The sequence below is a fragment of the Paraburkholderia sp. 22098 genome (assembly GCF_052045935.1).
Lineage (GTDB): Bacteria > Pseudomonadota > Gammaproteobacteria > Burkholderiales > Burkholderiaceae > Paraburkholderia > Paraburkholderia caledonica.
Genome location: NZ_JBQEPV010000006.1, coordinates 46,497 through 59,606, shown reverse-complemented (window position 1 = coordinate 59,606; position 13,110 = coordinate 46,497). Strand labels below are relative to the sequence as shown.

At 63.3% G+C, this 13,110-nt stretch carries 10 protein-coding genes; 7 read left to right on the top strand and 3 right to left on the bottom strand.

The genetic code is table 11. The annotated features are described in order from the left end of the window. Positions 1 to 39: 39 nt before the first annotated feature. The 4 genes from ACTJLB_RS14215 (at position 40) to ACTJLB_RS14200 (ending at position 5,920) form a co-directional block, all read left to right on the top strand. On the top strand, positions 40 to 1,077 hold the full coding sequence (locus tag ACTJLB_RS14215) for an aldo/keto reductase (protein WP_440783637.1): 1,038 nt from the start codon (positions 40 to 42) through the stop codon (positions 1,075 to 1,077). Beyond that, the gene (locus ACTJLB_RS14210) at positions 1,074 to 2,513 is read left to right on the top strand and encodes an NAD-dependent succinate-semialdehyde dehydrogenase (RefSeq protein WP_440783636.1); all 1,440 of its coding nucleotides are present in this window, start codon (positions 1,074 to 1,076) and stop codon (positions 2,511 to 2,513) included. The genes ACTJLB_RS14215 and ACTJLB_RS14210 overlap by 4 nt, the downstream gene beginning before the upstream one ends. A 72-nt stretch (positions 2,514 to 2,585) precedes the next feature. After that, a complete protein-coding gene (locus ACTJLB_RS14205; RefSeq protein ID WP_020068587.1) occupies positions 2,586 to 3,968 on the top strand; it encodes an MFS transporter in 1,383 nt (460 codons plus the stop codon). Positions 3,969 to 4,318: 350 nt separating this feature from the next. Beyond that, complete coding sequence (locus tag ACTJLB_RS14200; protein ID WP_020068586.1) at positions 4,319 to 5,920, top strand: peptide chain release factor 3; 1,602 nt, start codon at positions 4,319 to 4,321, stop codon at positions 5,918 to 5,920. A 128-nt stretch (positions 5,921 to 6,048) separates the two neighbouring features. Here the strand turns inward: ACTJLB_RS14200 and ACTJLB_RS14195 are convergent, their stop codons facing one another. Beyond that, positions 6,049 to 6,918 (bottom strand): LysR family transcriptional regulator, encoded by an 870-nt coding sequence (locus ACTJLB_RS14195; protein WP_087753648.1) that lies wholly within the window; start codon positions 6,916 to 6,918, stop codon positions 6,049 to 6,051. A gap of 267 nt (positions 6,919 to 7,185) precedes the next feature. On the opposite strand from ACTJLB_RS14195, the gene ACTJLB_RS14190 reads away from it, so the two are divergent. Further along, entirely contained in the window at positions 7,186 to 9,666 is a 2,481-nt protein-coding gene (locus ACTJLB_RS14190) for a bifunctional acetate--CoA ligase family protein/GNAT family N-acetyltransferase (protein ID WP_440783635.1), read from the top strand. Positions 9,667 to 9,700: 34 nt separating this feature from the next. Here ACTJLB_RS14190 and ACTJLB_RS14185 read toward each other — a convergent pair whose 3' ends face one another. Continuing rightward, positions 9,701 to 10,246 carry a hypothetical protein gene (locus ACTJLB_RS14185; RefSeq protein ID WP_087753647.1) on the bottom strand — a complete coding sequence of 182 codons (546 nt, stop codon included), beginning with the start codon at positions 10,244 to 10,246 and terminating at the stop codon, positions 9,701 to 9,703. Between the two features lie 109 nt (positions 10,247 to 10,355). After that, complete coding sequence (locus ACTJLB_RS14180) at positions 10,356 to 11,144, bottom strand: IclR family transcriptional regulator (protein WP_310069894.1); 789 nt, start codon at positions 11,142 to 11,144, stop codon at positions 10,356 to 10,358. 213 nt (positions 11,145 to 11,357) lie between these two features. Here ACTJLB_RS14180 and ACTJLB_RS14175 point away from each other — a divergent pair, with 213 nt between their 5' ends. Together ACTJLB_RS14175 and ACTJLB_RS14170 are read left to right on the top strand one after the other, a co-directional pair. Then, complete coding sequence (locus ACTJLB_RS14175) at positions 11,358 to 11,681, top strand: UxaA family hydrolase (RefSeq protein WP_408130520.1); 324 nt, start codon at positions 11,358 to 11,360, stop codon at positions 11,679 to 11,681. A 42-nt stretch (positions 11,682 to 11,723) separates the two neighbouring features. After that, positions 11,724 to 13,049, top strand: coding sequence for a UxaA family hydrolase (locus tag ACTJLB_RS14170; protein ID WP_440783634.1), 1,326 nt, complete (start codon positions 11,724 to 11,726; stop codon positions 13,047 to 13,049). The last annotated feature ends 61 nt before the right edge of the window (positions 13,050 to 13,110 follow it).

Sequence of the window (13,110 nt, the reverse complement as noted above, 5' to 3'; positions counted from 1 at the left end):
CGAAGGCAGCCGCATCTGATCTGCAAGGAGACACCTTTCATGGAATACATTCGCCTCGGCCAATCCGGCCTGAAGGTTTCGCGTCTGTGCCTCGGCACGATGAATATGGGCACGCCCCAATGGAAGCCCTGGATTTTCGACGAGGCGCGCAGCGAGCCGATCGTTCGCCATGCGCTGGAAGCCGGCGTCAATTTCATCGACCTCGCGGATTTCTATTCGACGGGCGTCGGCGAAGAAGTCGTCGGCCGCATTCTGAAGCGCCTTGCGCGCCGCGAGGAGATCGTCGTGACGACCAAAGTCGGCTACGACATGGGCACATACCAGAACGCGGGTGGTCATTCGCGCAAACACATCATGGACGGCATCGACGGGTCGCTCACGCGCCTTCGTATGGATTACGTCGACATCTACATGCTGCATTTCTTCGACGTGAACACGCCGGTCGAGGAAACCATGGGCGCGCTGAACGACATCGTGCGTGCGGGCAAGGCACGCTATATCGGCGTCTCCACCATGTACACGTGGCAGTTCGCGAAGATCATGCAGGTTTGCGAACGCAACGGCTGGCATAAGCCGATCAACATGCAGTTGCAGCTGAACCTCGCGTATCGCGAGGAAGAGCGCGAGATGATCCCGTATTGCAAGGATCAGGGCGTCGGTGTCTCCGTATTCAGCCCGCTTGCGCGCGGCCTGCTGACAAGCGACGCCAACTCGACGCGCAATCAGACCGACTTCTTCACCGCGCAAATGTATGGCGATGATGTGTCGCGGCAGATTGCGGCGTCGGTGGCGCGCGTGGCCGCCCGTCGCGGCGTGTCCGCGGCGCAGATAGCGCAGGCGTGGGTGCTTAGGCACGAAGGCGTGGCGAGCATGCTGGTCGGCGCGGACACGCCGGCGCAGTTCGACAGCGCGATCGCCGCGCTCGGCACGGCGCTGTCCGACGAAGAGATCTTCGAACTCGAACGCAATTACACGCCGTGCGATCTGATCAACGACTACACCGCTGGCAAGCGCATCGCGCGCGAGCCAAGACTTGCGCAAGACGCGTTCGCCGAGAAGCTGGAGGAAGCGGCATGAACGAATTTCTCCGGACAGGGCATTACATCGGCGGCGAGTGGTACGAAGGCGCAAGCACTTATCCCGTGCTCGATCCCGCGACAGGCGAAGTAATCGCGCAAGTGGCTAAGGCCGGCGCGGCGGAGGCGACGCAAGCCATTGCCGCCGCGGAACGGGCGTTTCCCGCGTGGCGCTCGTTGACGGCGAAAGAGCGCAGCGCGCGCGTCAAGCGTTGGGGCGAGTTGATGCTCGAACATCGCGATGCGCTTGCTGCGCTATTGACCCGCGAACAAGGTAAGCCGCTCGCCGAAGCGCGTGGCGAAGTCGGCTATGCGGCGAGCTTCTTCGAATGGTTCGCCGAAGAAGCGAAGCGCGCATATGGCGACGTGATTCCGAGCCCGAATCCGAACGCGAAAATCATCGTGACGTGCGAACCGGTCGGCGTGGTCGCGGCCATCACGCCGTGGAATTTTCCACTCGCGATGATCACGCGCAAGGCGGGCCCCGCGCTGGCGGCCGGTTGCACGATGGTGCTCAAGCCCTCCGAGGAAACGCCGCTGTCCGCATTGGCGCTGGCCGTGCTCGCAGAGAAGGCGGGCATTCCGCCGGGGGTGTTCAACGTGATCTCCGGCGATGCCGTCGCAATTGGCGGCGCGCTCACCGAATCCGACGTAGTGCGCAAGCTCTCGTTCACGGGCTCCACGCGCGTGGGCAAGCTGCTCGCGAAGCAATCGGCGGATACGTTGAAGAAGCTCTCGCTGGAGTTGGGCGGCAACGCGCCGTTCATCGTGTTCGACGACGCGGATCTCGACGCCGCCGTGCAAGGCGCGATGGCGTCCAAGTTCCGCAACACGGGACAAACCTGCGTGTGCGTGAATCGCTTTTACGTGCAGGACGGCATTTACGATGCGTTCACGCTGGCGCTCGCGCAGGCGGCGCGCAAGATGCGCGTGGGCAACGCGTTGCAAGGCGACGTCGAACAAGGGCCGTTGATCAATCAGGCCGCGCTGACGAAGGTGGAGGCGCATGTGGCCGACGCGTTGCAAAAGGGCGCGAAGGTGCTGACCGGCGCAAAGCCGCATGCGCTTGGCGGCACCTTTTATGAGCCGACGGTTCTCGTCGATGCATCCAGTTCGATGCTGATTGCGCAGGAAGAGACCTTCGGACCGGTCGCCGCGTGTTTTCGCTTCAAGACCGAAGACGAAGCCGTCGCCGCGGCCAACGCGACGCCGTTCGGGCTGTCCGCGTACTTTTATACGCGCGATCTGGCGCGTGCATGGCGCGTGGGCGAGGCGCTCGAAAGCGGCATGGTCGGCATTAACGAAGGGATTCTGTCCACCGAAGTCGCGCCGTTTGGCGGCGTCAAGCAATCGGGCCTCGGCCGCGAAGGATCGAAGTATGGGCTCGATGAATACACCGAACTCAAATACATGATGATGGGCGGGCTCGGACGCTGATCGTCAAACCTCATACGGGCGGGAGCGCATCGCGTTCGCCGCCCGAAAAAGCCAATAAATCAAGGAGACAGCGTGAGTAATCAGGATGTCCAGGCGAGCCCTCTCGGCCTCGCCCCCACTTTCCCGGCTGCGGCGCCGTCCGCGAACCGCCCCATTTCCATCGACGACGTGCCGTTGAACGCGTTCCACGTGAAGATCGCCGGCCTCACGTTTGGCGCGCATTTCACCGAAGGTTTCGCGCTCGGCACAATCGGCTACGCGCTGGCCGCGATGAATCGTCAAATGCCACTCGACGCATTCTGGATGGGCATGATCGGCAGTTCGGCGCTGATGGGCATTTTCTTTGGAAGCCTCGTGTTCGGTTGGCTGTCGGATCGGCTCGGGCGGCAAAAAATCTTTCTGTTGAGCTTTGTCATCATCACCGTGGCCGCGTTTGCGCAGTTCTATGTGCACTCGCCTTTCGAACTCTGCTTGCTGCGCGTATTGATCGGCTTCGGCATGGGCGGCGATTTTGCGGTGGGACATGCGATTCTCGCGGAATTCTCGCCGCGTAAGCATCGCGGAACATTGCTCGGGTCGTTCAGCGTCGTGTGGACGATTGGTTACGTGGTGGCGAACGTGCTCGGCATGCACTACGCCGACGCCTCGCCCGATGCCTGGCGCTGGCTGCTCGCCTCTGCGGGCGTTCCGGCGCTGATCGTGCTGGTGTTGCGCATGGGCACGCCCGAGTCGCCGCGCTGGCTGCTCGGCAAAGGCAGGATCGCGGAGGCGAGGTCGGTCGTGCTCAAGCACTTCGGCGAGAACGTAACGCTCGACGGCGCTCACGACCAGCACGCGCAAACGGCTGGCGGCTTCATGCGTCTCTTCGAGAAAGACCTGATTCGTCGGACTATCTTTAACTGCGCGTTTTTTGTGTGCCTCGTGATTCCGTATTTCGCGGTCTACACATTTTTGCCGACCATCCTGAAGGCGATTCATCTGAACAACGACTCAGGCGCGGATTTGCTGCTGAACGGCTTTCTCGTGCTTGGCGCGCTGATCGGTATCTGGCTCACGATCAAACTGCCGCGGCGCGTTTTCCTGATCGGCTCGTTCGCGGTGACGTGCGTGTCGCTGATCGCGCTCAGCTTGCTGCCGGAATCGGCGACGCTCGCCATGATTGTCGCGTTCGGCATTTTCACGCTGACCATGTCGGCATTCTCAAACCTGGTCGGCGTGTTCCCGCCCGAGTGCTTTCCCACCGAAGTACGCGCCTGCGGCGTCGGACTGGCCATTGCTTGCAGCCGTCTCGGCTCCGCAGTGGGGACGTTTCTGTTGCCGCTCGGCATCGCCACGCTCGGCTTTCACATCACAATGTTCGTGCTCGCGGCCGTGCTGCTGGTCGGCATGATCGTTTCGATTGCCTGGGCGCCGGAGACTAAACATTTGACGTTGACCGAAGCGAGCGGCGGCTAGGACACGAAGCGTGCAACCCGGCGGCGGCGCGGTTACGGGCCAAAGGTAACCGCTTCACCGCCCGGCGAACGTTTCTGACAGTAGCGCCGGCCGGCCGCCCCTTGCGGGCGGCTTTCCCACGTCCGCCGTCCCGGCGTGTATCATTCGTTCCCTGCGCTGTTCTGCGCTGGCGATTATCCGTATTGTCGAACGCTCGTTCCCGACCTGTTTTCCGACGCGGCCCGGTTGCCATAGTGATGCGGGTTCCCGACCCGACTCCCGCAGCTCGACGCCGCCGCGCCACGCGTGGCAGCCCGGAGGCCACAAGCTTCCGAAGACCGCCGAACCCCTATCCGTGACCGCCAGACCCGATGTCAGTCTCCGAACTCAAACGCCGCCGCACCTTTGCGGTCATTTCCCACCCGGACGCGGGCAAAACCACGCTGACCGAAAAGCTGCTGCTGTTTTCGGGCGCGATTCAGATTGCGGGCACCGTTAAGGGCCGCAAGAGCAATCGCTACGCGACTTCCGACTGGATGGAAATCGAAAAGCAGCGCGGCATTTCCGTCGCGAGTTCGGTGATGCAGTTCGAGTACGGCGACGCGGTTATTAATCTGCTCGACACGCCGGGCCACGAAGACTTCTCCGAAGACACGTATCGCGTGCTCACGGCGGTGGATGCGGCCGTGATGGTGATCGACGGCGCGAACGGTGTCGAAGCGCAGACGCTGAAGCTGCTCGAAGTGTGCCGCAGCCGCAAGACGCCGATCGTCACCTTCATCAACAAGCTCGACCGTGAGGTGCGCGAGCCGCTCGAACTGCTCGACGAGATCGAGCAGCATCTCGGCGTCGCGGCGGTGCCGTTCACATGGCCGATCGGCATGGGCAAGGAATTCCAGGGCGTCTACGACATTCAGCGCGATCAGGTTCGTGTGTTCCGGGCCGGGCAGGACACGGCCGGCGGCGCGGTTGAAACGCTGCAAGCGTTGAGCGATGAAGAAGGCGAGCGCCGTTTCGGCCACAGCTGGACCAAGGCAAAGGAAGAGATCGACCTGATCACCGGCGCAACGCCCGATTTCGACCGCGAGCAGTTTCTTGCCGGTCAGCAATCGCCGGTGCTGTTCGGCTCGGCGATCAACAACTTCGGCGTGAAGGAAATTCTCGACGCGCTGGTCGACCTGGCGCCGCCGCCGTCGATGCGCATGACGGTGCAGCGTCCGGTGATGCCGGACGAGCCGAAGTTCACCGGCGTCGTTTTCAAGGTGCAGGCGAACATGGATCTGGCGCACCGCGACCGCGTGGCGTTTATTCGTGTGTGTTCGGGGCGTTTCGAGCGCGGCATGGCCGTGAAGGTGACGCGTTCGAACAAGACTTTTCGCGCGAATAACGTTGTGACGTTCCTGTCGCAGCGGCGCGAGACGGTGAGTGAGGCGTATCCGGGCGACATTATCGGTATTCCGAATCACGGCACGCTGAGCCTCGGCGATACGCTGACCGAAGGCGAGGCGTTGCAGTTCGTCGGACTGCCGTTCTTCGCGCCGGAAATCTTCCAGACCGTCGAGGTGGTCGACCCGATGCGCGCAAAGCAACTCGGCGAGGCGCTCAAGCAGCTTGGCGAGGAAGGCGCGATTCAGGTGTTCCGTCCCGAAGTGGGCGGTTTGATGATTCTGGGCGCGGTTGGCCAACTTCAGTTCGAAGTCGTGTCGCACCGTCTGTCGACCGAATACAAGGTCGACGTGCGCATGGCGCCCGCGCGCTACCGCATGTCCCGCTGGGTGACGTGCGACGACCCTGCGGAACTGCGCCGCTTCACCGACTCATACGCCGCACGCATCGCGCTCGATGCATCCGACGCGCCCACGTATCTGGCCTCGCATGTGTCGGAGATCGAAGTTGCGCAGAAGGCGTGGCCGAAAATCGTGTTCAACGAGTTGCGCGAGCATTCGGGCGCGCCGTTCAAGAAGGCAATGTGACGAGTTGAGCCCGTCCGCCAGCGCATGTGGCCGGCGGAGCCTGTTCAGATCAGAGAAAGCCGCGTGTCATGCACGCGGCTTTTTTATTTCGAGGCTCGCTTTCGGCTTGCCATTGGATGGAATGGCCGCTAGCCCATGTTCAGTACTTGTTCGCGCAACCATCCCGCGAACGCCTGCACATATTCGAGGGCGGCGTGCTGAGGCGCGACGTCCAGCCAGTACCCGAACGGGCCGGCCACTTCGACATCGGAGAACTGCGCGAGGCTGCCATCCGCCAGTTCCTCGACGATCATATTTCTGTCGACGATAGCGAGGCCCGCGCCCTTGCGCGCGGCGCGGATCGCCTGTTCCAGCGTCGAGAATTCAATGCCGTTGTCCGCGTAACGCGCGGGCAGCGCCGCCGTGGCGAGCCAGTTCGGCCACAGGTCCAGCCTCGCGTCGTTGTGCAGCACGTGCAGCGCGGGCATGTGTTCAAGCAGCCTGTCGAGCGGCTCGCCGAGCAGCATCGGCGCGCCCACCAGTGCATGGCGCTCGGTCATCAGCAATTCGGAGTGTGCGTCGGGCAATGCATGACGGCCGAAGCGGATCGTGCAGTGGCAGTCGGCGGTCGGCTCGGTGCGAATCGACAATTCGACGTCGGGCATCTCATCAGCGAGTGAACCAAGCCGTGGCGAGAACCATTGCGTCGCGAAGGTAGGCGGTACGGCCACCACGAGACGGCGCCGGCCCTTTGCCGCGGTGATCTGCCGGAAACCGCGCTCAATGGTGTCGAACGCGTCGGACAGGCAAGGCAGGAATTGCAGTCCCACGGGCGTCAGGCGAATGCCTTTGTGATCGCGCTCGAACAGCTTCGCGCCGAGCGATTCCTCGAGCAGTTTGATTTGCCGGCTAACGGCGCCTTGCGTCACGCATAGCGCGCTCGCCGCGCGGTTAAAGCTCATGTGGCGCGCTGTTTCCTCGAAAAAGCGCAACGCGATGAGCGATGGCAAGCGTCGCATACATCACCTTCTGTCTCTTGGATCGTGCGGGGCAGTGCGGCCGATGTGAAGGCGCGCGGATCGCCTGCAATTGTCGCATTGAAGCACTGCATTTTGCCTGCGCGCGCTAAAAAAATCCCAATGCGCGGTTGCGCCGGTCAACCTCCGATTGCCAGGGCTGTGGCTCGTGCGCGAGAAGCGCCGCGCGATGGCCGCTCTTCGCCTATGCTGAGGAACACGCGCGCGTCGACGTCCGAGCGGCGCGCCATTTTCATCTGCGGAGCGCCTGTGACCGTTCGCAATCTCGACGCGTTGTTCCGACCCAAATCTGTCGCCGTGATCGGCGCCTCCGAGCGGCCGGGCAGCACCGGCGCGATGGTCTGGGCGCGCTTGCTGGAAGGCGGCTTCGAGGGTCCGCTGTGGCCGGTCAATCCGAGATACGAAACGCTGAGCGGGCACCCGGTAATCGGCGATGTCGGCGACTTGCCGCAAGCGCCCACCGTGGCACTCATCTGCACGCCGGCTCCTAGCTGGCCTTCCATCATTCACAAACTCGGCGGTTTAGGGACGCGCGCGGCGATCATTGTCGGCGAGATGCGCTGCGACGACGACAGGCTCGCGCTGCGGCATGCGCTGGCGGCGGCGCGGCCGCATCTTTTGCGGATTGTTGGACCGGGCAGTCTCGGCGTAGTGACGCCGGCGCTGCGCGCGCATTTCGGCGCGCCGTCGTGCACTGTGAAGGCGGGCGGCGTGGCGTGGGTCTCGCAGTCGAACGCGCTGACCAACGCGGTGCTCGGCTGGGCGCATGCACGCGGCCTCGGTTTTTCGCACGCGATCGCCCTCGGCGGCGAGGCGGATGTCGACGCGGGCGATGTGCTCGACTATCTCGCGAGCGACCCAGGCACGCGCGCGATCCTGCTCGAACTCGACAGCGTGAAGGCGGCGCGCAAATTCATGTCGGCGGCTCGCGCGGCGGCGCGCAACAAGCCCGTGCTTGCTCTGCGCTCGGGCCGCGCCGATCCCGCCGACGGGCTTTATACCGCCGCATTTCGCCGCGCCGGCATGGTACGCGTCGACGCGCTCGACGACCTGCTCGACGAAATCGAAACGCTTGGCGTGGGTCGCGTCGCAGCGGGTGCGACCGCGACGCTGATCACTAGCGACCGTGGCCTCGCGACGCTTGCGTGCGACGCCTTCGCCGCCGCTGGCGATACGCTCGCGCCGTGGCCGGAGCAAGCGTCGCAGGCGCTGCAGGAGGCGCTGCCGCATGCGGTAGGCGGCAACCCGCTGCAACTCGGCGACGACGCTCGTCCCGAGCACTTCGGCACGGCGCTGAAGCTGCTTGCCGAATATCGCGGCACCGGCACTGCATTCGTCGTGCATGCCTCGACACATGGCGCGCCGGTCGGCGACGTGGCGCAGGCGCTGATCGAAAATCAGCGGTACGCGTATCGCGGACTGCTCGCATGCTTCTTTGGCGGACTCGACGCTGCTACGCGCGACGCGTTGCATGCGCAAGGAATTCCGGTTCACACGACGCCGCAGCGGCTCGCCCGCGCATTCGCGCGTCTCGTCGATTACCGGATGGGGCGCGAATTGCTGATGCAGACGCCGGAGGGCCTGCCAGCGGAAGTCCCTGATGCGATCGACGCCGCGCAGGCGCAGGCTCGCGCCGCGCTTGCTGCGGGGGAACGCGAATTAACCGGTGAAGCGGCAGCGGACTTGTTGAAGCGTTTCGGGCTCGACATAGAAACGGTGCCGACAGCGAATGCAGCGGGCGTGGGCGAGCGTCCCGACGCGGCGCAAAGTTCGCGCGAATCGGACTGTGCGGAAACCAGCCCGCCGTCTGAGCGCAAGCCGGTAGTCGACATCGCCGTGGAGCTTCATGACGACGACAACTTCGGTCCTGTGTTCCGCTTCACGGCGCCGTCCGCCGATGGTGTTTCCGAGCCGCTGCGACTCTATGGTCTGCCGCCGCTCAATCCGACGCTCGCCCGCGACATCGTCACACGGTCGCCGTATGCGCGGCTGATCGCGCCGGAGCCTGCGCTAGCCGCCTTGACGGCGCTCTCGCAAGCCGTCTGCGACGTCAGGGAAATCGTCGGTCTTACGCTCACGCTGCGCGTGTACCGCGATCATGTGACGGTTGTCGCACCCACACTGCGCATCGCGCCGACGCGCAGCCGCCTCGCGATCATGCCGTATCCGCGCCGCTTCGAGGAGACACTCGACTGGCAAGGTCTGCGTATTACGGTGCGGCCGATTCGCCCCGAAGACGAGGCCGCGCATCACGACTTCGTCGAAGCGATGACGCCCGAGGATTTGCGGCTGCGGTTTTTCGGTGCAGTAGGCAGCTTCGATCATTCGCAGCTCGCACGCATGACGCAGATCGATTACGACCGTGAAATGGCGCTGATCGCGACAGTGCAAAGCGACGAGGGCCTGGCGCGCACGCTCGGCGTGGTGCGCGCGGTGGCGGACCCGGATAACGAAACGGCAGAATTCGCAGTTGCCATTCGCTCGGATCAGAAAGGGCGACGGCTTGGCCGGTTGCTGACCGACCGAATTATCCGGTATGCGCGTGCGCGCGGTATACATTGGCTTGTCGGCGAGGCGTTGCGGGAGAACACTGCGATGATCGCGCTCGCGAGAGCGAGCGGCTTCACGATCACGCCAACGGAAGACCCGAGTGTGGTGGGCTTCCGGATGGCGCTGGAAAAAGAAGCGGAGCAGGAGAAGAGCGCCGCGACGGTGCGCGGCGCGCGTTGATTCGAAGGTGCGAGCACCTGCGCAACAGCAGTGATCAGGCCGGCAGCTTCGCAGCCGCTTCATCGACCTGCGCTCGCGTGACGGCCAACTCTTCGAGCCACGCATCCGCATACACCGCACCGGTTTCGCGTTCCAGCCGCGCGATGGTTGCCGCGCAGCGGCTCGAATCCTTCGGCGTCGCGATAAACGACTTCACCGATTGCCCCGCCTTGAATGCATCGAACAGCGGCACGCGAATATCGTCCGGCAACTGACGCGTCGTCCATTGATACGGCTTGCCGTTGAACGTGAACGAGGGCGGCAGCACGCGTTCTTTCTTGGCGGCGGGAATCAGGCCATATGTGCGCGCGGCTTCACCAATCTGCTCAGGTGAAAACAGTTCGTCGGGGCTGATGTCGAATTGCTGGATGAAAGTCTCGATGCTCTTCATCGCTGCCGCACGGTCGTCACGCCGCTTTTGCGCATGAGCGACGATGTCGCGGAGTTCGTCGGCTTCTGCAGGCGTGATCGTGAAGCTCGATTGCTTCTGCTGGAGTTCGGAAAAACGCTGGAATTCGGAATCGGTCAGAAGTTTCGCCATTGCTTATCGAAGGGCGCGCATGAACGGATTCATGCGGCGACATTTTTGAGAGGGTCGCCATTCTAAACCATGCGCGCGAGCGGTCTGCATCGAGTCAGTCAGCCACGCGTCAGACACCCTTCTCGCTGAACATGGACAGCGCCTGAACCGTCTCGCGCAGCAGCGTAGTCGCGGCTGCGAGCGTAGGCGCGACGTATTCGTCGATACGCTTCAGATAAGGGCACGTGAGCGCCGCGATTGCCTGGCCGGACGGGCCGAGAATCGGAAAGGTCACGTCCGTCACGCCGAACGTCTGCTGGCTGTCCTTCTGCGAGAAGCCCGCCGCGCGAATCCGTTCGCACGCTGCTTCGAGGGCGTCGCGGTCTATCGTCACTTCGCCCTTCACCTTGGTGTGCTCGGCGAGCATCTGCGCGCGCTGCTCTATCGTCTGGAATGCGAGCATCACGCGGCCCGAGCCAGTGTCGATCAGGCCGACCCGCGATCCGAGCCGCACCGACATGCCCCAGGTGCCCGGTCCGTCCACTTGCGCGATGACAAGCAGATTGCCGCGGTCGTACACGGCGAGGTGACACGACTGTTCGGCGGCATCCGCGAAACGTTGCATGAGCGGCAACGCCTCTGAGATGAGCCGGTTCATCGGCGGATGACGATGGGCGAGCGCATACAGCTTGAGGCTCAGCGAGTAACGATCGCCGCTCGCGGAACGCACCACGTATTGCCGGGCGACCAGACGTTCGAGCATCCGGTACATCTCGCTCGCGTTGCGTCCAAGCAGCTTGGTGATCTCGGCGCGCGTGAGGCCTTGCTTCTGCTCTGCAAGCAACTCCAGGATGTCGAGACCTTTGTCGAGCGCAGGAGCGCGATAACGGTCGGCATCGTCTTTGTCTTCTGCGTCCATCGTAAGGTCATTCCGTGGGCTGTTCGTACCTGGCGCTTGAGTGTAAGTGCGACGGCCGATTCCTGCGAGCGGATGCGTCCAGGGAAAACACGGACCATTGGTGCAGTGCACTTCCCTTGACTTCGAAAAGTGCATATATGAATAATGCGTTCATTGGTGAATTTAGCATGTCCGCTCGTAGCATGCGTCGCCACGGTCTAACGGAGAACTCATTTGACCAGTCGCCCGCAAACGGATCCGCGTTTGATCCTGCTCAGTCCCGAGGACAATTGCCTGATCGCGGCGGCGAGGCTCGACGCCGGCACGCAACTGGAGATCGAAGGGGAGAGCGTGACTCTCACGCAAACCATCGAACTCGGGCACAAGGTAGCGCGCCGCGATCTGGCGAAGGACGACAAGGTGCTGCGCTACGGCGCAGTGATCGGCCATGTCACTGAAGCGGTGCAGCGCGGGGCGCATCTGCATACGCACAACCTCGAAAGCGATTACCTGCCGACCTATACGCACGACGCCGGTCATCAATTCGTACATCACTGATTCGCGCATAACGACGCGGCTTCGCGCTGCGGTGGAACGACCATGACTGACACTTCCGTAGCAACTGCCTCCGCGCAGCAGCCCATGCTGCAAGGCTATCCGCGCAGCGATGGCCGCAAAGGCATTCGCAATGTCGTCGCGGTCGCTTATCTGGTCGAATGCGCGCACCACGTGGCGCGCGAGATCGTCACAGAGTTTCGCGAGCCGCTCGACGCGTTCGGCGACACGCTTGCCGACGGATCTGCCGGGCGCGAGCCGCCGGTTCATCTGATCGGCTTTCCCGGCTGCTATCCGAATGAGTACGCGGAGAAAATGCTCGAGCGGCTCACAACGCATCCGAATGTCGGCGCGGTGCTGTTCGTCTCGCTGGGATGCGAGAGCATGAACAAGCACTATCTCGTCGACGTGGTTCGCGGGAGTGGCCGCCCCGTCGAAGTGCTGACGATCCAGGAAAAGGGCGGCACGCGCAGCACGATCCAATATGGCGTCGACTGGGTTCGCGGCGCGCGCAAGCAACTCGCCGCACAAGAGAAAGTGCCAATGGCGCTCAGCGAGCTGGTGATCGGTACGATCTGCGGAGGCTCGGACGGCACGAGCGGCATCACCGCGAATCCGGCGGTTGGCCGCGCGTTCGATCATCTGATCGACGCGGGCGCGACCTGCATCTTCGAAGAGACCGGCGAGCTGGTAGGCTGCGAATTTCATATGAAGACCCGCGCCGCGCGGCCGGAACTGGGCGACGCGATCGTCGCGTGCGTCGCGAAAGCGGCGCGCTATTACTCGATTCTCGGCCACGGTAGTTTTGCGGTCGGCAACGCGGACGGCGGCCTCACCACGCAGGAAGAGAAATCGCTAGGCGCGTATGCGAAGAGCGGCGCGTCGCCGATTGCGGGCATCGTGAAGCCAGGCGATATTCCGCCGACCGGCGGCCTCTATCTGCTCGATGTGGTGTCGGACGGCGAGCCACGGTTCGGCTTTCCGAACATTAGCGACAACGCGGAAATCGGCGAACTGATCGCGTGCGGTGCGCATGTCATTCTGTTCACGACCGGACGCGGTTCGGTGGTCGGCTCGGCAATTTCGCCGGTCATCAAGATATGCGCGAATCCCGCGACGTATCGGAACCTGGCTGGCGACATGGACGTGGACGCAGGCCGTATTCTGGAAGGCCGCGGCACGCTCGACGAAGTGGGACGCGAAGTGTTCGAGCAGACGGTGGCGGTGTCGCAGGGCGCGCCTTCCAAATCTGAAATGCTGGGTCATCAGGAATTCATTCTTACGTACAAGACGTTCGAGCCGGTCGGGCCGGCATGCTTGCCGTCGAGCACCGCCGCGCCTCGACGCGTGGTTACTGTGGCGCCGCACTGAGCGTTGCCTTGCCGTGTGATAAAAAGAGCATGCAACAGCAACCACTTGCATGCGACCGGAG

What these genes read in the sequence shown, in the direction of transcription:
- ACTJLB_RS14170 (WP_440783634.1), top strand. Translation starts at nt 11,724, where the DNA reads ATGACTGACACTTCCGTAGCAACTGCCTCCGCGCAGCAGCCCATGCTG.
- ACTJLB_RS14185 (WP_087753647.1), bottom strand. Translation starts at nt 10,246, where the DNA reads ATGGCGAAACTTCTGACCGATTCCGAATTCCAGCGTTTTTCCGAACTC.
- ACTJLB_RS14210 (WP_440783636.1), top strand. Translation starts at nt 1,074, where the DNA reads ATGAACGAATTTCTCCGGACAGGGCATTACATCGGCGGCGAGTGGTAC.
- ACTJLB_RS14200 (WP_020068586.1), top strand. Translation starts at nt 4,319, where the DNA reads ATGTCAGTCTCCGAACTCAAACGCCGCCGCACCTTTGCGGTCATTTCC.
- ACTJLB_RS14195 (WP_087753648.1), bottom strand. Translation starts at nt 6,918, where the DNA reads ATGCGACGCTTGCCATCGCTCATCGCGTTGCGCTTTTTCGAGGAAACA.
- ACTJLB_RS14215 (WP_440783637.1), top strand. Translation starts at nt 40, where the DNA reads ATGGAATACATTCGCCTCGGCCAATCCGGCCTGAAGGTTTCGCGTCTG.
- ACTJLB_RS14180 (WP_310069894.1), bottom strand. Translation starts at nt 11,144, where the DNA reads ATGGACGCAGAAGACAAAGACGATGCCGACCGTTATCGCGCTCCTGCG.